The organism is Actinoplanes sp. NPDC000266, assembly GCF_042899005.1.
Classification (GTDB): domain Bacteria; phylum Actinomycetota; class Actinomycetes; order Mycobacteriales; family Micromonosporaceae; genus Actinoplanes.
Genome location: NZ_JBIAZI010000006.1, coordinates 502786 through 521417, shown reverse-complemented (window position 1 = coordinate 521417; position 18632 = coordinate 502786). Strand labels below are relative to the sequence as shown.

General features: G+C 69.7%; 24 protein-coding genes. 12 read left to right on the top strand and 12 right to left on the bottom strand.

Translation table 11 applies throughout. The annotated features are described in order from the left end of the window. Window positions 1–141: 141 nt before the first annotated feature. From ACFY36_RS26700 to ACFY36_RS26690, 3 genes are read right to left on the bottom strand one after another with little or no spacing between them, the layout of a single operon-like run. On the bottom strand, window positions 142–756 hold the full coding sequence (locus ACFY36_RS26700; protein WP_499748654.1) for a hypothetical protein: 615 nt from the start codon (window positions 754–756) through the stop codon (window positions 142–144). After that, entirely contained in the window at window positions 756–1046 is a 291-nt protein-coding gene (locus ACFY36_RS26695; protein ID WP_499748653.1) for a hypothetical protein, read from the bottom strand. Before ACFY36_RS26695 ends, ACFY36_RS26700 begins: the two co-directional genes overlap by 1 nt. 1 nt (window position 1047) lies before the next feature. Continuing rightward, window positions 1048–1374 (bottom strand): YbaB/EbfC family nucleoid-associated protein, encoded by a 327-nt coding sequence (locus tag ACFY36_RS26690; RefSeq protein ID WP_499748652.1) that lies wholly within the window; start codon window positions 1372–1374, stop codon window positions 1048–1050. A 147-nt stretch (window positions 1375–1521) separates the two neighbouring features. Here ACFY36_RS26690 and ACFY36_RS26685 point away from each other — a divergent pair, with 147 nt between their 5' ends. Further along, a complete protein-coding gene (locus tag ACFY36_RS26685) occupies window positions 1522–2715 on the top strand; it encodes a DNA polymerase III subunit delta' (RefSeq protein WP_499748651.1) in 1194 nt (397 codons plus the stop codon). On the opposite strand, the gene ACFY36_RS26680 is transcribed toward ACFY36_RS26685, so the two are convergent. Beyond that, window positions 2696–3244: a type 1 glutamine amidotransferase domain-containing protein gene (locus ACFY36_RS26680; RefSeq protein ID WP_499748650.1), complete on the bottom strand. Its 549-nt coding sequence runs from the start codon at window positions 3242–3244 to the stop codon at window positions 2696–2698. The genes ACFY36_RS26685 and ACFY36_RS26680 overlap by 20 nt on opposite strands. A 28-nt stretch (window positions 3245–3272) precedes the next feature. Then, a complete protein-coding gene (locus ACFY36_RS26675) occupies window positions 3273–3731 on the bottom strand; it encodes a DUF2231 domain-containing protein (RefSeq protein WP_499748649.1) in 459 nt (152 codons plus the stop codon). A gap of 415 nt (window positions 3732–4146) precedes the next feature. Between ACFY36_RS26675 and ACFY36_RS26670 the strand changes: the two genes are divergently transcribed. The 5 genes from ACFY36_RS26670 to ACFY36_RS26650 all read left to right on the top strand — a co-directional run bounded on the left by ACFY36_RS26670 (window position 4147) and on the right by ACFY36_RS26650 (window position 6924). After that, the gene (locus tag ACFY36_RS26670; RefSeq protein ID WP_499748648.1) at window positions 4147–4602 is read left to right on the top strand and encodes a DUF6232 family protein; all 456 of its coding nucleotides are present in this window, start codon (window positions 4147–4149) and stop codon (window positions 4600–4602) included. A gap of 165 nt (window positions 4603–4767) precedes the next feature. Next, window positions 4768–5685, top strand: coding sequence for a helix-turn-helix domain-containing protein (locus ACFY36_RS26665; protein ID WP_499748647.1), 918 nt, complete (start codon window positions 4768–4770; stop codon window positions 5683–5685). A gap of 41 nt (window positions 5686–5726) precedes the next feature. Continuing rightward, window positions 5727–5912, top strand: a complete 186-nt coding sequence (locus ACFY36_RS26660) for a DUF397 domain-containing protein (RefSeq protein WP_097328501.1) — start codon at window positions 5727–5729, stop codon at window positions 5910–5912. Window positions 5913–6138: 226 nt separating this feature from the next. Continuing rightward, complete coding sequence (locus ACFY36_RS26655) at window positions 6139–6339, top strand: DUF397 domain-containing protein (protein ID WP_498693882.1); 201 nt, start codon at window positions 6139–6141, stop codon at window positions 6337–6339. Between the two features lie 57 nt (window positions 6340–6396). Then, window positions 6397–6924 carry a DUF6226 family protein gene (locus ACFY36_RS26650; protein ID WP_499748646.1) on the top strand — a complete coding sequence of 176 codons (528 nt, stop codon included), beginning with the start codon at window positions 6397–6399 and terminating at the stop codon, window positions 6922–6924. Here ACFY36_RS26650 and ACFY36_RS26645 read toward each other — a convergent pair. Beyond that, a complete protein-coding gene (locus ACFY36_RS26645; RefSeq protein ID WP_499748645.1) occupies window positions 6905–8032 on the bottom strand; it encodes a geranylgeranyl reductase family protein in 1128 nt (375 codons plus the stop codon). The genes ACFY36_RS26650 and ACFY36_RS26645 overlap by 20 nt on opposite strands. Before the next feature lie 71 nt (window positions 8033–8103). On the opposite strand from ACFY36_RS26645, the gene ACFY36_RS26640 reads away from it, so the two are divergent. Continuing rightward, window positions 8104–8673, top strand: coding sequence for a TetR/AcrR family transcriptional regulator (locus ACFY36_RS26640; protein ID WP_499748644.1), 570 nt, complete (start codon window positions 8104–8106; stop codon window positions 8671–8673). After that, window positions 8670–9938 (top strand): MFS transporter, encoded by a 1269-nt coding sequence (locus tag ACFY36_RS26635; RefSeq protein ID WP_499748643.1) that lies wholly within the window; start codon window positions 8670–8672, stop codon window positions 9936–9938. Before ACFY36_RS26640 ends, ACFY36_RS26635 begins: the two co-directional genes overlap by 4 nt. Here ACFY36_RS26635 and ACFY36_RS26630 read toward each other — a convergent pair. Genes ACFY36_RS26630 through ku form a run of 4 tightly spaced genes read right to left on the bottom strand, consistent with a single transcriptional unit; the run spans window position 9935 to window position 13318 of the window. Continuing rightward, on the bottom strand, window positions 9935–10576 hold the full coding sequence (locus ACFY36_RS26630; protein ID WP_499748642.1) for a helix-turn-helix domain-containing protein: 642 nt from the start codon (window positions 10574–10576) through the stop codon (window positions 9935–9937). The genes ACFY36_RS26635 and ACFY36_RS26630 overlap by 4 nt on opposite strands. Before the next feature lie 9 nt (window positions 10577–10585). After that, entirely contained in the window at window positions 10586–11857 is a 1272-nt protein-coding gene (locus ACFY36_RS26625; protein WP_499748641.1) for an MFS transporter, read from the bottom strand. Window positions 11858–11910: 53 nt separating this feature from the next. Then, a complete protein-coding gene (locus tag ACFY36_RS26620) occupies window positions 11911–12399 on the bottom strand; it encodes an NUDIX hydrolase (protein ID WP_498693891.1) in 489 nt (162 codons plus the stop codon). A 13-nt stretch (window positions 12400–12412) separates the two neighbouring features. Continuing rightward, window positions 12413–13318, bottom strand: coding sequence for a non-homologous end joining protein Ku (gene ku / locus ACFY36_RS26615; RefSeq protein ID WP_499748640.1), 906 nt, complete (start codon window positions 13316–13318; stop codon window positions 12413–12415). 72 nt (window positions 13319–13390) lie between these two features. Here ku and ligD (ACFY36_RS26610) point away from each other — a divergent pair, with 72 nt between their 5' ends. The 4 genes from ligD (ACFY36_RS26610) to ACFY36_RS26595 are packed head-to-tail and all read left to right on the top strand — an operon-like array spanning window position 13391 to window position 16162. Next, window positions 13391–14341, top strand: coding sequence for a non-homologous end-joining DNA ligase (gene ligD / locus ACFY36_RS26610; RefSeq protein ID WP_499748639.1), 951 nt, complete (start codon window positions 13391–13393; stop codon window positions 14339–14341). Beyond that, entirely contained in the window at window positions 14331–15239 is a 909-nt protein-coding gene (ligD, locus tag ACFY36_RS26605; protein ID WP_499748638.1) for a non-homologous end-joining DNA ligase, read from the top strand. The genes ligD (ACFY36_RS26610) and ligD (ACFY36_RS26605) overlap by 11 nt, the downstream gene beginning before the upstream one ends. A 33-nt stretch (window positions 15240–15272) precedes the next feature. Then, window positions 15273–15617 (top strand): PadR family transcriptional regulator, encoded by a 345-nt coding sequence (locus ACFY36_RS26600; protein WP_498656520.1) that lies wholly within the window; start codon window positions 15273–15275, stop codon window positions 15615–15617. After that, complete coding sequence (locus ACFY36_RS26595) at window positions 15614–16162, top strand: HAAS signaling domain-containing protein (protein WP_499748637.1); 549 nt, start codon at window positions 15614–15616, stop codon at window positions 16160–16162. The genes ACFY36_RS26600 and ACFY36_RS26595 overlap by 4 nt, the downstream gene beginning before the upstream one ends. Window positions 16163–16264: 102 nt before the next feature. On the opposite strand, the gene ACFY36_RS26590 is transcribed toward ACFY36_RS26595, so the two are convergent. Then, the gene (locus ACFY36_RS26590) at window positions 16265–16891 is read right to left on the bottom strand and encodes a maleylpyruvate isomerase family mycothiol-dependent enzyme (protein ID WP_499748636.1); all 627 of its coding nucleotides are present in this window, start codon (window positions 16889–16891) and stop codon (window positions 16265–16267) included. A gap of 36 nt (window positions 16892–16927) precedes the next feature. Beyond that, entirely contained in the window at window positions 16928–18589 is a 1662-nt protein-coding gene (locus ACFY36_RS26585) for a DNA repair helicase XPB (protein WP_499748635.1), read from the bottom strand. Window positions 18590–18632: the final 43 nt, after the last annotated feature.

The following is an 18632-nucleotide window of genomic DNA, read 5'->3' as shown; positions in this document are numbered from 1 at the left end:
CGCCCGAGCGGCCCGAAGCCGTCGTAACCCCGAGACAACCATCGATCGATGGCGTTGAGTAATCGGTACACCTGCGGGGGGTGCAGGGGGTTGCGGCGCCGCACTCGGATTCGAGTGCGGCGCCGCACCCATGTCGGGCCCCTACACCGGGATCGGGCTCGTCAGGTGGGTGGAGTTGTGCATCAGCTCCTCCGCTTCGGTGTAGAGGCCTGCGATCGTCCGCAGGACGTGGGTGGCGACCGTGGCGGCGGCCTCGATCTCGGCCGCCTCGGGTGGCGCGGCGGTGGGCGTGGTCTGCAGCGTCAGCGCCTCGGCCGACAGCAGCGCCTCGGCCAGTGTCGCGGCCAGGGTGTCGCGGACCCGGGTCATCCAGTCATGCAGGGCGCTTGCCAGGTCGGCCGTGGCCTCCAGCCGCTCGTCGAGGCTGTCGTCGGCGCCGGCCAGGTGGGTGGCGACCCGGTGGCGGAGATCGTCGTAGGCCTCGGCGGCCTCGCCCTCCCACTCTCCAGGCGGTGGCAGGTCGGCGGCGGCGCCGGCGCACGACCGGGCCGCGGCTCGCAACGAGGGCCCGGTTTCGGCCAGCACCTCGGGCCGGAGCGCGTCCACGGCCGCGACGGCGTCGGCGGGCAGAAGGCGTACACGCCGAAGCTCTTGCCAGATCTCGTGCTCCGCCGGGGCCCCGGCCGCGTCGAGCACCTGCTCCACGCGCCGCAGCAGGGGCCGGGCCGCGTCGAGCACCTGGCTCAGGCGATCCATCAGAGCTCCAAGCGGCGGCGGACCGCGTCGTCGGTCTCGCGATAGCCGTCGCGGGCGGACCGGACCGAGGAGGCCATGGCGGTCAGGCGGGCCGAGACGTCGGCGGCCTCCCGCGCCCGAGCGGCGACGATGGCCGTCCAATGCTCGTGCAGGGAGCGGCCGACGCGCCCGGGCACGCCAGGCATGGTCTCGGCGAACGAGCCGGGCGGGACGGTGAGCGGGGCCACCGCCCGTTCGACGGTGCGCAGGTCGTCGGCCGCGCGGTCGAGGCAGTCGGCGAGGTGGTCCATGTCAGTCCTCTCCCAGGGAGCGCGGCTGCCCGAAGATCTCGCCGCGAAGTTTGTCGCGCGCCCAGCGGGCGGCGTCGGCGGCGTCGGCCACCACGGCCTGGAGCTCGCGGGTGAATTCGGAGGGTTCGCGGTGATGAAGACCGCCGTGGACGCGCATGTCGGTGATCCGGCCGGTGGCGGTCACGGTGGCCTCGATCGAGCCGTCGGGCGAGTGCACGGAGACCGTCTGCGACTCGATGGCGCGCTCGAAGTCGGCCCGCAGCTGCTCGACGCGACGATGCCGGTCGATGGCTTCGCTGATCCACGCTTCGTCGATCTCACGCGCCATGCCGGAGTCTCCTCACCGTGCGTCACTTGCCGGGACCAGAACGTACCCGGAAGAGTGAAGGCTCCGCTACGGCAAGTTCTCCACTGTGGATAACCCTCCTGTGGATAACTTCGGAGACTGTCGGACCCGCGCAATACCATCGTGTGCGTGAGTGAAGTCTTCGCAGATCTGGTGGGTCAGAACGACGCGGTCGCCACGCTGCGCCAGGCCGCCTCGGCGGCGGCGCGGGTCGTGGCCGGCGAGGAGGTGCCGGCCGGCGCCATGACCCATGCGTGGATCTTCACGGGCCCGCCCGGCAGTGGCCGCTCGGTGGCGGCGCGGGCGTTCGCGGCCGCCCTCCAGTGCGAGCGCGGCGGGGTGGGCTGCGGCGAGTGCCACGGCTGTCACACCGCGCTCGGCAAGACCCACGCCGACGTGCGGTTCGTGGTGCCCGAGGGTCTCTCGATCGGCGTCAACGAGATGCGGACCCTGGTGCTGCGGGCGGCGAGCGCGCCCTCCGGCGGCCGGTGGCAGGTGGTGGTCATCGAGGATGCCGACCGGCTCACCGAGCAGGCGGGAAACGCGCTGCTCAAGGCCATCGAGGAGCCGCCGCCGCGCACGGTCTTCCTGCTCTGCACCCCGTCGACGCATCCCGACGACATCTCGGTGACGATCCGGTCGCGCTGCCGCGTCGTGGCGTTGCGCCAGCCGCCGGCCGACGCCGTGGCCGAGGTCCTGGCCCGCCGCGACGGGGTCACGCCCGACGTCGCGGCCTGGGCCGCGGCGGCCGCCCAGGGCCACGTCGGGCGGGCGAAAAGGCTGGCCGGCGATCCCGAGGCCCGCAGCCGGCGCGAGGCCGTCCTGGCCGTGCCGAGGCGGCTGAGCAGCGTCGGCGCCTGCTACGAGGCCGCCGCCGCGCTGATCAAGGCGGCCGAGGCCGAGGCGGCCGAGGCGGTCGTCGAGACCGACGCGGCCGAGCGGGCGGCGCTCGAGCAGGCCCTGGGCGCGGGCGGCACGGGCCGCGGCGCCGCCGGCGCCATGCGAGGCGCCGCCGGCCAGCTGAAAGAGCTCGAGAAGCGCCAGAAGTCCCGGGCCACCCGCTCGAAGCGGGACGCGCTGGACCGCGCGCTGGTCGACCTGGCCGGTTTCTACCGCGACGTCCTGATCACCAACCTGCGCGCGCCGGTCTCGGTCGTGCATACCGACACGGCGACCCAGTCCGCGGCCGCCGCCGAGAAATGGAGCGCCGAGAGCACCCTGCGCCGGCTGGAGGCCGTGCTGGCTTGCCGCGACGCCATCGATCAGAACGTCAAGCCCGACATCGCGGTCGAGGCCATGATGCTCACTCTGTGGCGAGGTTGATCGCCGAGATCAGCTCGCCGCAGAAGGCCGGCAGGTCGTCGGGCTTGCGGCTCGTGATGAGGCGGTCGTCGACGAAGACCTCCTCGTCGACCCAGGTGGCGCCGGCGTTGGCCAGGTCGGTGCGCAGGCTGGGCCAGCTCGTCAGCGTGCGGCCGCTGACCGCGCCCGCCTCGACCAGCGTCCAGGGGCCGTGGCAGATGGCGGCGACCGGCTTCCCGGACGCCATGAAATCGCGGACGAACCGGACGGCGTCGCCGTCGGCGCGCAGGAAATCGGGGTTGGCGACCCCGCCGGGAAGGACGAGGGCGTCGTAGTCGGAGACGTCGGCGTCCTTCACCGACTTCTCCACCCGGTACGTGCCGGCCTTGTCCATGTGGTTGACGGCCTGGATCTCGCCGTCCTTGATGGAGACCAGCTCGGCAGTGCCCCCGGCCGATTCCACGGCCTTGCGCGGCTCCGTGTACTCGACCTCCTCCACGCCGTCGGTGGCGAGGAAGGCAACGCGCTTGCCCTGGATCGAGGTGGTCATCGGTCGCCCCTTCTTCGAAGACAAGAGATCAATAACCGCGATTCCCCAGAGCGGCCCGGGCAAACGCCGGGGTACGCCCATTGGCGAGCTGACCGCCGAACCAGGCGCCGAATCCGCAGATGGCGACGGCGATGATCTCGAGAAGATAAAGGCCGGTTCCGGCGGCGCGATCGGGATTGCCGATCCGGACCATGAGAATGACGGCGAACAGGAACAGGACACCCATGTTCATCAAGGCGCGCAGCACGCCGAGCCTCTTGGTGTCGGCGCGGCGGACGAAAGCGAGATCAATGGCGCCCGCGGTCGCAGCGAGGACACCGGCGACCAGACCGGCCACGATGTTCCAGTAGGCCAGCGTTCCCAGAATGCTAGGGCCACCCAGTTGATTCGCTGTATCGAAGATGAGGGCCATCGCGAACAGGCCGAGAGGAAACATCACCAGGATGGGCTGCACTGCCTGGCCCGCGATCTTGAGTCGGCTCTCCATGCGGGTTCATCGCCCTTCCACCTGCGCTTTTGCAGGATCGACAGTGACATCCCTTGGTGGCCTACCCGGCCTGTTCGTCTATGAAACGCCGTAGGGCGGTCAGGGTGACGGGCCTCTCCATGGCAGTCGGCTTGTACGCAATCTGCAACATGGCAGATTGATGTGTAGCGGACAGCCGTGTGGCGTGCTCTACTGCTAGTAGAGCAACAAGGGCGGAGACGGCAGAAGGGGAAAGCTCGGCAGGGTAGACAAAACAAACGGCACCCGGCGGCAACCGGGTGCCGTTCCTGCCTCTGCGCCTTTGCTGCGTCCGATCAGCGTGGAAAGGATCAGCGGGGCGAGGGTCAATCAGTCGCTTCAGCCATCGTGGCCCCAATTTCCTCTCCTCGCAAGCCTCAGCCGAGAGGAGTGCGCCATGAGCAAACGTACCTACTACCGTGGGCCGGACGCCGTGGTTACCGACGATTACTTCGTCTGGAGGACTACACCCGTCAGGAGCTACGTGGTCCGCGATCTCCGCAATGTCGGCCAGCTGCGAGCAGTAGCCGAGCCGGCCTCATCTGTACGTGTCTCCGTGGCCGCCGCTCTCACCGTCGGGGTGATCGGTGCCGGCTGGACGGTGCTCGAGCCACCGCACGCGTATGCCATCGGCCTGGTTGCCGTGACGGTTCCCGTGGCTTGCACCCTGCCGTCCATGTTCCGCCGCCGGGGCGGTCGCGCGTGGGAGCTGCACGCCAGCTACCGCGGTGTCGAGGTGGTTCTCTACTCGTGTGGGGAGGAAAGGCAGTTCAACCAGGTCAAGCGGGCGCTGCGAAGAGCGATGGAGGACGCTCGACCACCGGCGGGGGATCTTCGGCTCGCCGCCGCGTGACGACCTCGCCGGAGTGACGGGGACGTTTCGATCAAAACCGCACGACGTTCGCGTCGTTCTGGTAGGACGTAAGAATAAGCTGCCTCGCTGATGGCCAGTAGGCAATCAGCGAGGTAGCATCCTGCACCGACCCATCCACGCCACCGCTTCAACGATGAAGGACTCATGGCCGAGGGCGATTCGCCGACGATTGCACGCCTGCGCGTTCGCGTTGCGTTACGCGAAGCTCGCGAGGCGGCCGGCCTGACCCAGTTGCAGGTGGCCGAGGAGATGGAGTGGTCGAACAGCAAGGTGATTCGCATCGAGAAGGGCGACGTCTCCGTCTCGATCAATGATCTGCGCGGCCTGCTCGCCCTGCTCGGCATTCGCGACAAAACAAAGATCAACTCCCTGCTGACCGACGCCCGGATCGCGCGGACGCGCCAGAAACTCGACTCGGCGTGGTGGCACGAGGAGCGGTTCCGCGACCAGATGTCGGAGAGTCTCCGCAAGTTCGTGGAGTACGAGGCGGAGACCTCGCAGCTGCGGTCGTTCAACATCTTCTACATCCCCGGTCCGCTGCAGACGCCCGAGTACGGGACGGCACTGACGGGCACGTGGATGGACGAGGCCGATTTCTCCCAGGACAAAGTCGACGCCCTGGTCGAGGCTCGGGCCCACCGCCGCGAAGCGCTGATCCGCCGCGGCGACTCGCTGGAATATCTGGTCCTGCTCGACCAGTCGGTACTGATGAGATCGTTCGGTGGCCGAGCGGCCTTCATCGAGCAGCTGCGCCAGCTCATCGAGCTCTCCGAGCGCGGGCTCTACAAGATGCGCATGCTGCCGTTCAGCCTCGAGATCGCGATCGCGAACAACGGGAGTTTCGAACTGGCCACCGTGGGTGTCGGCCGGGCGAACAATGAGGTCATGTACCGCGAGACCGGGGTGAGCGACGAGATCGTCGAGACCCGCCCGGACACGCTGCGGCACCGTAAGCGTTTTGATCAACTTTGGAAATTCGCAGACAGCGAGGGTGACACAACCGCCTTCGTGCAGAAGCGCATAGACGAGCTCGAGGCGAACCCTCCTGTCGTTAAAAGTTGAAATATTATTTGATGGTCATTGAAAACCACAGGAGTAGAGACATGCGCGAGTTGGAGTGGCGCCGGAGCAGCCGGTGCGCTGCGGGCAACTGTGTCGAAGTTGCCAAGGTGGATGGGCAGTACCTGATCCGTGACAGCAAGAACCCGCAGCTGCCCCCGCACTCGTTCACCGAGGACGAGTGGCTCGCGTTCGCGGCAGGCGTGAAGGCCGGCGACTTCGCGTTCTGATTTGCTCGCATCACCCGCCGCCCTGCGTGGGCTTCTACGCAGGGCGGTGTCGGCTAGCCGACTCGCCCGTGCGCCGTAAAATGGCCTGAGCCGCATATATAGGGATAAATTCCCCGTACTTACGCGACATAACATGCATTCCCGCGCCGCCTGCGGCATTCACTCCTGCCGCGTCCCGAAACGGTCCCTTAACGTGGACTTCGGGAACCGGCACGGAGGTGTGCAAATGATCTACAGCGCCGACGAATTGCGATGGCAACGCTCGAGACGTTGCTCCAGCGGCACTTGCGTCGAAGTCGCCCAGGCGGACGGCAACATTCTGGTCCGCGACTCGAAGAATCCCGGGGGAGCTGTCCTCTCCTTCGACCCCTCGGAGTGGAGGGCGTTCGTGGAGGGTGTCAAGCAGGACGAGTTCTCCTTCGAATGAGGCGGGATCCGGCCGAACCGCTGGTCTGCCGCTGGCCGAGAGCGGCATACTGCGCGAGTGAGGGCCGACCCGCACGTAACCGGCGCCAACCGCTTCGCTGTCCTGCACGACGCGGCTGAGGCGCTGCTCGACGAGCTGGACCAGCGTTACATGGTCGACCGCAGGGAGACCAAGGAGCAGCTGGGGCCGGCCGAGGGCCTGGTGCGGATGGAGCGGTTGATGCCGCGTACGCCCGCTGCCGCGCCCCTCGCCATCGCTTTCACCGAATTTCCGGGCATCGTCGTACGCCTGGGGCGGTGGTGGGACGAGGCGTTGCCCGCCTGTGGGTGCGAGGTCTGCTCCGAAGACCCGGCCCAGCTCGTCGACCTGCTCCGCAAGCAGGCGTTCGCCCTGGTCGAGGGTGGTCTGTGGGAGCGGGTGCGCCGTGGGGTGGGCGGCTCCTGGTTCGAGACGAGACTGATCGGCGTCGGCATCAACGGCCGTCGTGAGGGTCCGCTCACCCGCCGGGACGCCCGCGACGCGCGCCGTGGAGGTTTCGCGGCGCCGGTGTCGTGGGCGCCCTGGCCTACGCGCGGAAAAGAGTGAGCAGCGCCCGGACGCCCCGGCGCTCGACCACGCGCGCCATCGAGAGATCACCACGGCAGAACGTCTCGAACGCCCGCCAGCCCAGCGGCGTGCCCATCGCGAGGTGGGCCACCGCGGGGTGCCGGGAAAAGGCGCCGAGCAACCGGCGGCCCGCGGCCATCTCCGGCGCGAGCTCGCCCGCGACCCGCCGCTCGTAAGGGCCGAGATCTCCGCCGGCCGCGGCCTCGCCCGCCCACGCGCCGGAGCGCAGCGCGTAGCTGATGCCCTCGCGGGTCCACGGCTCCAGCAGGCCCGCCGCGTCGCCGGCGACCCCGACCCGGCCGCGGCGCAACGGGGAGTCCGGCTTGCGGCACCGGGTCAGGTGGCCGGAGTCGCGCAGGACCTCGCGACCAGCGAGGCCGAGCCGTTCGACGAAGGCGCCCAGATAGCGCTTGGTCTCGGCGCCGTTGCCCTTCGCCATGATCACGCCGACAGTCAGCTCGTCGTCCTTGGGAAAGACCCAGCCGTATGAGCCGGGGAACGGCCCCCAGTCGAGCAGCACCCGGCCGCGCCACCGTGAACGGTCGGCCTCGGTCGCGGCGAGCTCCACCTCGAGGCCGAGATCCTGCTGGTCGAGGGTGACGCCGACGTAGCGGGAGGTGATGCCGGCCGAGCCGTCGGCGCCGATCACCACCCGGCCGGTGACTTCCTCGCCGTCGGCCAGCGTGACGGTGGCCGTGTCATCGTCCTGGTCGATCGAGCGGACCTGGCTGTGCGGCCGGACGGTCGCGCCGGCCGCGATCGCCGCCTTGGACCAGGCCAGGTCGAAGTCGTCGCGCCGGACCATGGTGAGCAGCGGCCGGCCGCTCGAATGCCGGGTGAAGGAGCGCCGGCCGTCGCGGGTGAACGTGATCGACCCGATGGTGTCCCGGCCCGGCACGTCGATGAGCGGGGCCGCGATGGCGAGTGAGCTGCCGAGGAGGCCGCCGCCGCAGGTCTTGTAGCGGGGGTGCTCGGCCCGCTCGAGAACGATCGTGCGCGCGCCGGCCGTCGCGGCCGCGTGTGCCGCCGACAATCCGGCCGGCCCGCCGCCGACCACAACGACATCCCAAGCCGGCTTCGCGATCACGGCCGCATTCTATCCAGGGTTCTATGTACGATCGTACGCATGGCTATCATGCGCGCCATTGAGGTGAAGCGATGACCACGGTGCCCGCGGCCCGTTCGCCGCGCCGCTACGACCCCGAGCGCAAGAGCCGCATCATCGACGCGACGATCGAGGTGATCGCCGACCACGGCGTCGCCGGCACCACCAGTCGCCGCATCGCGGCCGCGGCCGACGTGCCGCTGGGATCGATCACCTATCACTTCGACAGCATCGACGACCTGCTCGCGCAGGCCTTCCGCCGGCTCTCCGACCAGATGTCGCCGCGCTACGAGGCGCATTTCGCCGACGTGCGCGACCTGGAGGGCTTCGCCGACGCGGTGGCCGACCTGATCAACGGCGACGCCGGTGGCACCGGGCGGGACTGGGTCGTCTCGTACGAGCTCTATCTGGCGGCACTGCGCGATCCGGCGCTGCGCAACGTGACCGAGGCGTGGATGCGCCGGTCGCGGGCGGTGCTCGAACGTTTCATCGATCCGGTGACGGCTCGCGGCGTCGACGCGCTCATCGAGGGCCTCGTCATGCACCGCACCCTTTCCACGGCCCCCTTCGACCGTGCGGAGACCCGCGCCATCGTCCGCCGTTTCCTCGGAGTCGCCGAATGACCACCGCCACCGCCGCCACCTCGGAGGTGCGGGCGGCGACCCGCGCCGTCTATCTGGCCTTCATCTTCGCCGGCGTCGCGGCCGCGAGCTGGGCGTCCCGCATTCCGCAGGTGCGTGACGAGCTCGGCCTCAGCCCGTCGCGCCTCGGCCTGGTGCTGCTCGCGCTGGCCGCCGGCTCGATCGTGTCGCTGCTGCTCGCGGGCCAGATCGTGTCGCACTTCGGCTCGCGGCGCACGGTCGGCGCGATGGGCGCGGTCCTGGGCGTCGCGATGCTCGGCGTGTCCTTCGGATATCTCCACCGCGTGTGGGCGGTGGTCGCGTCCCTGTTCGTCTTCGGATTCGCGAACGGCGCCTGGGACGTCGGCATGAACGTGCAGGGCGCGATCGTCGAACGCCGCCTCGGCAAGGCGATCATGCCGCGCTTCCACGCGGGTTTCAGCGTCGGCACGGTCGCCGGCGCGCTGGTCGGTGCGGCAGCCGTGGCTCTGGACATTTCGGTGACGCTGCATCTGGCGATCACGGCGGTGGTCATCGCCGTGGTGGTCGTCCTCTCCGTCCGCGCCTTCGGCCCCGACGACGACGGCCCCGAGCCGGTCGTCACCCCCTCCGATCCGACGATGGTGGGATCGACCGCCCCGGTCACCACGCAGAGTCGCCTGTCCCGAGCCTTGGCTACCTGGCGTGAGCCCCGAACGATCGTGGTCGGCGTCTTCGTCCTGGCGTTCGCCTTCACCGAGGGTGCCGGCATCGACTGGATCAGCGTCTCGATGATCGACAGTCACGGCTCCTCGGCGGCCGTCGGAACCCTGGCCTTCGCCGTCTTCCTCGCCGCGATGACGGCCGGTCGCTGGTTCGGGCCGCCGCTGCTCGACCGCTTCGGCCGCGTGCCGGTGGTCCGGGTCCTGGCGGTGATTTCGCTGGCCGGCCTGGCTCTTTACATCCTCGGCCCGAGCACGCCGGTGGCTTTCGTGGGCGCGCTCTTCTGGGGTTTGGGCGCGTCGCTGGGCTTCCCGGTCGGCATGAGCGCCGCCGCCGACGACCCGTCCCACGCGGCCGCCCGGGTCAGCGTGGTCGCCTCGATCGGTTACTGCGCGTTCCTGGGCGGCCCGCCACTGATCGGCTTCCTCGGCGACCACATCACGGTCAAGAACGCCTTGGTAGCGGTGGCCGTCCTACTCATCGTGTCGATCACGCTGGCCGGCGCGGTCAAGCCCTTGCCGGGCTCGGCCGACGACCGCGAGCACCAGGGCAACGGTCAGGGCTAGCCAAGATCTGCGATGCGCCTCCGGATGGTGTCGAGAGAAGCGGCCGCCGCCCAGAGCTGTTCGAAGAGAGCGCGATGCCGGGAAGTGCCGGCCCGACTCTCGACGACCGTGTCGATCCCGTCGCGATAGACCACCTCGGGCGATGCCCGGTCGGGTCCGAACCGGAGGATGTCGAAACCGCTGCCGCGGGCGACGGCGATGTCGCTGTCATATGGGAGCATCCGCATCCCGATGTTCCCCTGTTCCGCCAGCTCGACGAGACGACGCAGCTGATCGGCGAGCGTCCGGGTGCCGCCGACCGGCCGGAACAGCGCGGACTCGTCGAGGACGAGGCGGAGACGTACCGACCCGGTCCGTGCCAGGAACGCCTGCCACCATGCCGCCGGCGGACGGTTCCGGGCCGTCCGCGCGTCGGTGAGCAGCGCGTTGACTCGATCCCGATCGCGTATGCCGAGGAGACCGCGCAGGTCGTTGGAGGCGAGGGCGGTGTCGCCGTTCTCGAAACGGGCAATCTTGCTGAGCGAACACTCCATTGCTTCGGCGACCTGCGCTTGGGTCAGGCCGGCCGCCTCGCGTGCTTCGCGGAGCGCGATGCGAATACGCAGGCGTGCGATTGCCGGCGCATCGCTGTCGGTCATGCTTCCTCGCTAGCTGGCGCGGGCGGCCGCCGCGGCGGCCCAGGCTTCGTCGGCGGCCTTCTTCAGGGCTATGCCGTCTGTTCCGTCGTAGCGGAGGAAGCGAGGGAGGGCAATGGCCAAGACGGCGGTGCCGGCCACGCAGAGGATGCCGCCCAGCCAGATCGAGCCGGTTACGCCCAGGCGGGTGCGGGCCATCGCGCCCGAACGCAGCTGGCCCAGCAAAGGGCCCGTGGTGTAGCTCAGCATCTCTATGCCGGCCAGGCGGCCCCTCAAATGGTCGGGGATGGTCTGGCTCCAGATGATGGCGCGGAAGATGCCGGAGATCATGTCGGCGGCGCCGGCGAAGGCCAGGCAGAACAGGGTCAGCCAGAGGGTGTTGGACAGGCCCACGCCGATGATGCCTACGCCCCAGAGGGCGGCGGCGATCACCACCATCAGGCCGTGGCGGTGGACCCGGGCCGTCCAGCGGCTGCCCAGCGTGGCCAGCAGTGAGCCGACCGCGGGCGCCGCGTAGAGCAGGCCCAGCACGCGCGGGCCGCCCAGCTGGGTGGCCAGGAACGGGTACAGGGCCTGCGGCATGCCGAAGAACATGGCGTTGATGTCGACCAGATACGTGCCCAGCAGCTCGGGGCGGGAACGGGCGTACCGCAGGCCCGTCACCACGGACCGCAGGGACGGGCGGTCGGCGTCCGGTGGCGGGGGCACCGCCCTCACCAGGGTCAGGCAGGTGAGCGACACCACGAAGGTGAGCAGGTCGAAGGCGTACACCCAAGAAAGATCGACCGAGGCGATCAGGAGGCCGGCCAGGGCGGGGCCGCCGAGTTGCGCCATCTGCATGCCGAGCGACTGCAGCGCCATGGTCGCCGGGATCTCCTCGGGGCGCACCAGGCGGGGGACCATCGCCTCGAGGGCCGGGCGTTGCAGGCCGTCGACCGTGGCCGTCAGCGCCGCTACCACGTAGAGCAGCCACAGGTGGGGCGACGAGGACAGAGCGTTTATCAGCAGTACGCCGGTGAGCGCGGCCAGGGCGAACTCGCCGCCCCGGACCAGCAGGCGGCGGTCGACGTAGTCGGCCAGCGCTCCGCCCACGAACGCCATGACCAGCAGCGGGACCAGCTCGCACACGCCCAGCAGGCCGACCATCAGGGGGTCGTTCGTGAGGTGGGCGACCTGGAACGGGATGGTGACGTACGTGATGAAAGAGCCGAAACCGGAGACGGTTCCGCCCGCGAAGACCAGTCGGTAGTCGCGGGACGTGCGCAGCGGCGTGAGGTCGAGCACTCGCGGATCGTGCCCGACCGGGACGCCTAGGCGCGACTCATTTCAGACCGTGCTCACTTAAGAACGAGGCGGCCGGTTGCCTGGAACGAGGCCAGGTCGGCCAGGGTCTCGTCGATCACGAAGGACTTGGGGCCGGGCAGCGCGTCGAGCGCGAAGAAGCCGGCGTCGACCGACTCCTCGGTCTCGCGCAGCAGTTCGCCCTCCCAGGTGTCGATCTTGAACGACATGAGGATCTGCTGGTAGGTGTGCCCGTAGTCGTTCGTGTACGTGTACGCCGTGTAGAAGGCGAACGGGGTCAGGGATGTCGCCCGCAGGCCGGTCTCCTCCCACACCTCGCGGATCGCGCACTCCTCCATGCTCTCGCCGAGCTCCATCGCGCCGGCCGGAATGGCCCAGCGATGGTTGTCGGACCGCTGGATGAGCAGCAGCCTGTTCTGATCGTCGATGATCACGCCGCGCGCACCCACGAACAGGATCGTGTCGGTGTCGCCGACGCTCGCGCGTACCTTGCCCAGATAAGACTCGTCCCACGTCAGTGCCACGGGGCAACTTTAATCATGCGGACTTCTTGGCCGCCTTCTTCACGGGTGTGGCCTTCTTCGCTGCGGGAGCCTTTTTGGCCGCGGGGGCCTTCTTCGCAGCTGGGGTCGCCTTTTTCTTGGGAGCAGGGGCGTCCTTCTCGCCACGGGCGGCCTTGGCCCGCTCGACCGAGGCCTTCAGCGCGGCCATCAGGTCGACCGCGGCGGCCGGGGCCTCCTCGGTCTCCTCCGGCTGCACCACCTCGCGGCCCTCGACCTTGGCGTCGATGACCTCCTGGAGGGCGGCCCGGTAGTTGTCGGTGAACTCCTCGGCCTTGAAGCTGCCGGCCATCGAGTCGATCAGCGACGACGCCATGGCCAGCTCGGCCGGGCGGGTCTCGATGTCCTCGTCGAGGAAGCCGAAGTCGGGGGTGCGCACCTCGTCGGGCCAGAGCATGGTGTTCAGCACCAGCACGCCCTCGTGGACCCGCAGGGTGGCCAGCTGTTCGCGCTGGCGCAGCGCGATCTTGACGACCGCGACCCGGTCGGCGTCCTGGAGGGCGTCACGCAACAGGACGTACGGCTTGGCGGCCTGGCCCTCGGGCTCGAGGTAGTACGTCTTGGCGAACAGGATCGGGTCGATCTGCTCGGCCGGCACGAACTCCAGCACGTCGATGGCCCGGGACGTGGTCAGCGGCAGGTCGGCGAAGTCTTCGTCGGTCAGGATGACCATCTCGCCGCCGCCGATGTCGTAGCCCTTGGCGATGTCGTCGTAGCTGACCACCTCGCCGTCGATCGAGCAGGTGCGCTGATATTTGATCCGGCCGCCGTCGGTGCGGTGCACCTGGTGGAACCGGATGTCCTTCTCCTCGGTCGCCGAATATAGCTTCACGGCGATGGACACCAGTCCGAACGAGACGGCGCCCTTCCAGATCGCTCTCATGAGAACCCCCTGATCAGAATGGCATTAGTGAGACGCCTGCGTAAGGTGTTCGATCCTGCCTAAGGTGATCGGGTGCCCGGTGCGCCGCTGTCTCCCATGCTCGCCACCGCTGGTGCGCTGCCGGCCGGGCCGGGGTGGAGCTACGAGTTCAAGTGGGACGGTGTCCGCGTTCTCGCGCTCTTCGCCGGGGGTCCACCCGTCCTGTTCGCGCGGTCCGGCGCCGTGGTCACGGCCGCGTATCCCGAGATCGCCGGCCTGCGCCTGCCCGAGGGCACGCTGCTCGACGGCGAGATGGTGGTGCTCGACGCGAAGGGCCGGCCGTCGTTCACCGCGCTGGCCGAGCGCATGCACGTCCGGGACAGCTCCAAGGCGGCCCGCCTGGCGGTGACGGCGCCCGTGACGTACATGATCTTCGATCTGCTCTATCACGACGGCCTGGACTACACCGGCCTGCCCTATCTGGCCCGCCGGGAGAAGCTCGAAGAGCTCGATCTGGCCGGGCCGCGCTGGATGGTACCGCCGTCGTTCGGTGACGGACCGGCGACTGAGGCCGCGGCGAAGGAGAACAGCCTGGAGGGTGTGGTCGCCAAGCGCGCCGACTCGGTCTATCTGCCCGGCACGCGGTCTCCGGACTGGGTCAAGATCAAATTTGACCGTACGGGCGACTACGTGATCGGTGGCTGGCGGGCCGGCGCCCGGAAGCTGGGGGGACTGCTGGTGGGCGTGCCGACGCCGGACGGTCTCGCCTTTCGGGGCCGGGTCGGCGGCGGCATCGGGGCGGTCGCCGAGAAGGAGCTGCTGTCCCGGCTGGAACCGCTCGCCACGAAATCCTCGCCCTTCGTGCCGGGTGCGGTGCCGCGCGAGGATTCGCGAGGGGCGCACTGGGTACGACCGGAGCTGGTGGTGGAGATCCGCTACGGCAACCGGACGCCGGACGGGCGCTTGCGCTTCCCCCGGTTCCTGCGGTTGCGTGACGACAAGACGCCGCAGGAGTGCGCGGAGGAGGACGAGGATGGCCGGTGACCGGCACCCGGTCTCGATCGACGGCCGTGACCTGGAGCTCTCCAACCTCGACAAGGTGATGTACCCGGCCGCCGGGTTCACCAAGGGCGAGGTCATCGACTACTACTCGCGGATCGCGCCGGTGATGCTCCCGCACCTGACCGGGCGGGCGGTGACCCGCATCCGCTTTCCGAACGGCGTCGACGGCGTCCACTTCTTCGAGAAGAACAAACCCGGGGGTACGCCTGACTGGGTGCGCCTGGAAACCCTCCCCGTACCGGGGTCGACCAAGAGCCGCGAGACCATCGACTTCGTCGTGGTCGACGAGCTGGCGACTCTGGTCTGGCTGGCCAACCTGGCCGCGCTCGAGCTGCACACGCCGCAGTGGAAGGTCGGCGAGAACCCCGATCTGCTCGTGGTCGACCTCGATCCGGGCGCGCCGGCGGGTCTGCGGGAGTGCTGCGCGGTGGCGGTGCTGATGCGTGACCGGCTCGCCGAGGACGGCGTCGAGGCGTGGCCCAAGACGTCCGGCAAGAAGGGCATGCAGCTCTGCTGCCCGATCTCCGGGACGCAGGATTCGGAGGTCGTGTCGGCGTACGCCAAAAAAGTCGCCGAAGAGCTGGCGGCGATGGTCCCCGGCTCGATCACCGCCAAGATGGCGAAAGCCATCCGTCCCGGAAAGATCTTCATCGACTGGAGTCAGAACGCCGCCGCCAAGACCACCGTGACCCCCTACTCGCTGCGCGCCCAGGAGCAGCCGACCGCCTCCACCCCGCTGCTGTGGGACGAGGTCGAGGCCATCGCCACCGGCGACGAGGAGCCGCGGCAATATCGGGCGGACGAGGTGCTCGAACGCGTCGAGGAGCACGGTGACCTGCTCGAAGGCCTCCTGCGGAGGGGCCCGCTCCTTCCGGCGTAGACCTACTTGGTGTCGCAAGGTACCGTGTGCCGCATGGGAGATGTGTCGCAGTTGGCGACCGGTCTGCGGCGGGGGACTCTCGAGTTCTGTGTCCTGGCGATGGTGGAGTTCGAGGACAGGTACGGCAACGAGATCGTCCGCCGGCTCGGCGAGGAACCCAATCTGGCCGCCGGCGAGGGGACGATCTATCCGCTGCTCTCGCGCTTGCGCCGGTCGGGTTGGCTGGAGAGCAAGTGGGTCGAGTCGCCGACCGGGCCGCCCCGGCGCTACTACGGGCTGACCATGGCCGGCCGGTCCGCGCTCGAGCACTTCCGCAGCGAATGGGTTTCCTTCCGACAGACCGTGGACCGACTCGTGGGAACCGGTGAGGCCGCATGAAGACCAACCACACCGACGTCGTCGCCGAATATCTGCGCGAGGTCGACCAGCGACTGGCCGGGCTGCCCGTGCTCCAGCGCCGCGAGCTGCTCGCCGACCTGGCCGCGCACATCGCCACCGAGCGCGACGAGCGCAACCTGGCCTCCGAGGGCGAGGTCATCGAGGTGCTCGAGCGGCTCGGCACCCCGGAGGCGATCGCCGCCGCCGCGCACGAGGAGGCCGGCACCCGCCCGCGGCCGCCACAGACGGCCTATGCGCCGTACTCGCCGCCGCAGGCTTCTTACTCAGCGCCGCAGGCTTCCTACGCGCCGCCGCAGGCGTTCTATCCGCCGCCGACGGCTCCGGCCAAGCGCCGGTCGACCAACTGGGTGCTGATCGGGCTGGTGGCCGGAGGGGCGATCGTCGTGCTCTTCGTACTGTGCGGCTTCTTCGCGCTCGCGGGGGGCCGCGACAGCGCGCCGGAGCCGGCCGAGCTGGAGGCCCCGCCGGCCCCCACGGCCACCGTCGACCCCGTGGACCCGCCGACGCCCACGATCACCGGCTGATCAGGCCGAGCCGATCCGGCCGGGGCCCTGGTCCGGCCGATCCGGCCGGGGTGCGGGTCCGGCCGGGGGTGCGGGTCCGGCCGAGCCGATCGGGGCCGCTGGTCACCGGCTGATTCGCGCGATCAGGTCGGAGGCGCCGGGGCCGGAGAGCGACGACGTGGCCGCCCCGCGTCCGCAGCAGGTGAGCAGGATGGCTGACATGGGGCCCTGGACGCCCAGGCCCGAGCCCCACGTCCAGTCGGTGTCGGTGGCCGTGAGCCGGAAGCCCGCCGCGGCGCGGGCCGACGGCAACGGGGGCGGCCAGCGCATCGACAACAGCCGGGTCGCCGCCACCGCCGCCGCGTCCGGGGGCATGTCGTGCCGCCGCCCGAGCGGCACCGCGATGTCCTGTGTGTGCACGAGCAGGTCGGTCAGCGTCTCGATGCGGGTGACGCCGATCGTGTGGCGGTGACGGGGCGCGGTCTCCCTGATCTCGGCGATGATCTGCCCCGGCGCCCGGTCGGCGGCCCGGCGCCGGGCCGCCTCGCGGGTGGTGCGGGCCATGCTGCCCCGCCACTGAAGCGCCACGCCGACCAGGCCGGCGAGGCCGAGCTGTTGCATGGTCATGTGGGCGGCGACGTCGTGGACCGTCCAGCTCCGGCACAACGACGGCCGGCTCCACTCGTCGGGCGCGAGCGAGTCGAGCAGGTCGGCCAGGGCGAGGCGCTCAGCGACGATGACATCCCACACGAGGTCACGCTAAGACCGCTCAGTCCAAGAACACCATCAGTCGATCTGGGGGAGCGGCGGGCCGAGGACGTCGTCGGCGTCGACGATCGTGTAGGCGTAGCCCTGCTCGGCCAGGAAGCGCTGGCGGTGGGCCGCGTACTCGGTGTCGATCGTGTCGCGGGAGACGACCGAGTAGAAGTGGGCCTGGCGGCCGTCGGCCTTGGGCCGCAGCACCCGGCCCAGGCGCTGGGCCTCCTCCTGGCGGGAGCCGAACGTGCCCGACACCTGGATGGCCACCGCCGCCTCAGGCAGGTCGATCGAGAAGTTGCCGACCTTGGAGAGGACCAGGGCGCGCAGCTCACCGGCGCGGAAGGCGTCGAACAGGCGCTCGCGTTCCTTGTTCGTGGTCGAGCCCTGCACGATCGGCGCGTCCAGATATTCGCCCAGCTCGTGCAGCTGGTCGATGTACGCGCCGATGACCAGCACCTGCTCGTCGGCGTGCTTCTCGACCAGCGCGCGCACCACCGGCAGTTTGGTGCGCGCGGTGGCGGCCACGCGGTATCGCTCCTCGGCCTCCGTGACGGCGTACGACATCCTCTCGGCCTCGGTCAAAGTGACCCGGACCTCGACGCACTCGGCGGGCGCGATCCAGCCCTGCGACTCGATGTCCTTCCAGGGCGCGTCGTAGCGCTTCGGGCCGATCAGCGAGAAGACGTCGCCCTCGCGGCCGTCCTCGCGGACCAGCGTGGCCGTCAGGCCGAGACGGCGACGGGCCTGGAGGTCGGCCGTGAAGCGGAAGATCGGTGCCGGGAGCAGGTGGACCTCGTCGTAGATGACCAGGCCCCAGTCGCGGGCGCCGAACAGGTCGAGGTGGGTGAAGGCGCCGCCGCGGCGCGAGGTCAGCACCTGGTACGTGGCGATGGTGACGGCGCGGATCTCCTTGCGCTCGCCGCTGTATTCGCCGATCTCCTCCTCGGTCAGCGAGGTGCGGGCGATCAGCTCGCGCTTCCACTGCCGGCCGGCCACCGTGTTGGTGACCAGGATCAGCGTGGTCGCCTTGGCCGTGGCCATCGCGGCCGCGCCGACCAGCGTCTTGCCGGCCCCGCAGGGCAGCACCACGACACCGGAGCCGCCGGCCCAGAAGCCGTCGACCGCCTCCTGCTGATAGGAGCGCAGTGTCCAGCCGTCCTCGGCCAGGCTGATCTCGTGTGCCTCACCGTCGACGTAACCGGCCAGGTCTTCCGCCGGCCAGCCGAGCTTGAGCAGCGCCTGCTTGAGGCGGCCGCGCTCGGACGGGTGGACCACGATCGTCTCGTCGTCGATCCTGGCGCCGAGCATGCCGGCCAGCTTCTTCGACTTGGCCACCTCGATCAGCACGATTTTGTCGAGGCCGCGCAGGACGAGCCCGTTGTTGGGGTCGTTCACCAGCTGGAGGCGCCCGTAGCGGTCCATCGTCTCGGCCACGTCGACCAGCAGCGCGTTCGGCACCGGGTAGCGCGAGAACTTGATCAGCGAGTCGACCACGCTCTCGGCGTCGTGACCGGCGGCGCGGGCGTTCCACAGGCCGAGTGGGGTCAGCCGGTACGTATGGACGTGCTCGGGCGAGCGCTCCAGCTCGGCGAACGGGGCGATCGCCATCCGGCAGGCCTGCGCGTCCGGATGGTCGACCTCGAGGAGAAGTGTCTTGTCGGATTGAACGATCAGCGGTCCGCCGCTCACGTGCACACCCTCCGAAGAGCAAACAACGACCCTCCAGTCTGAC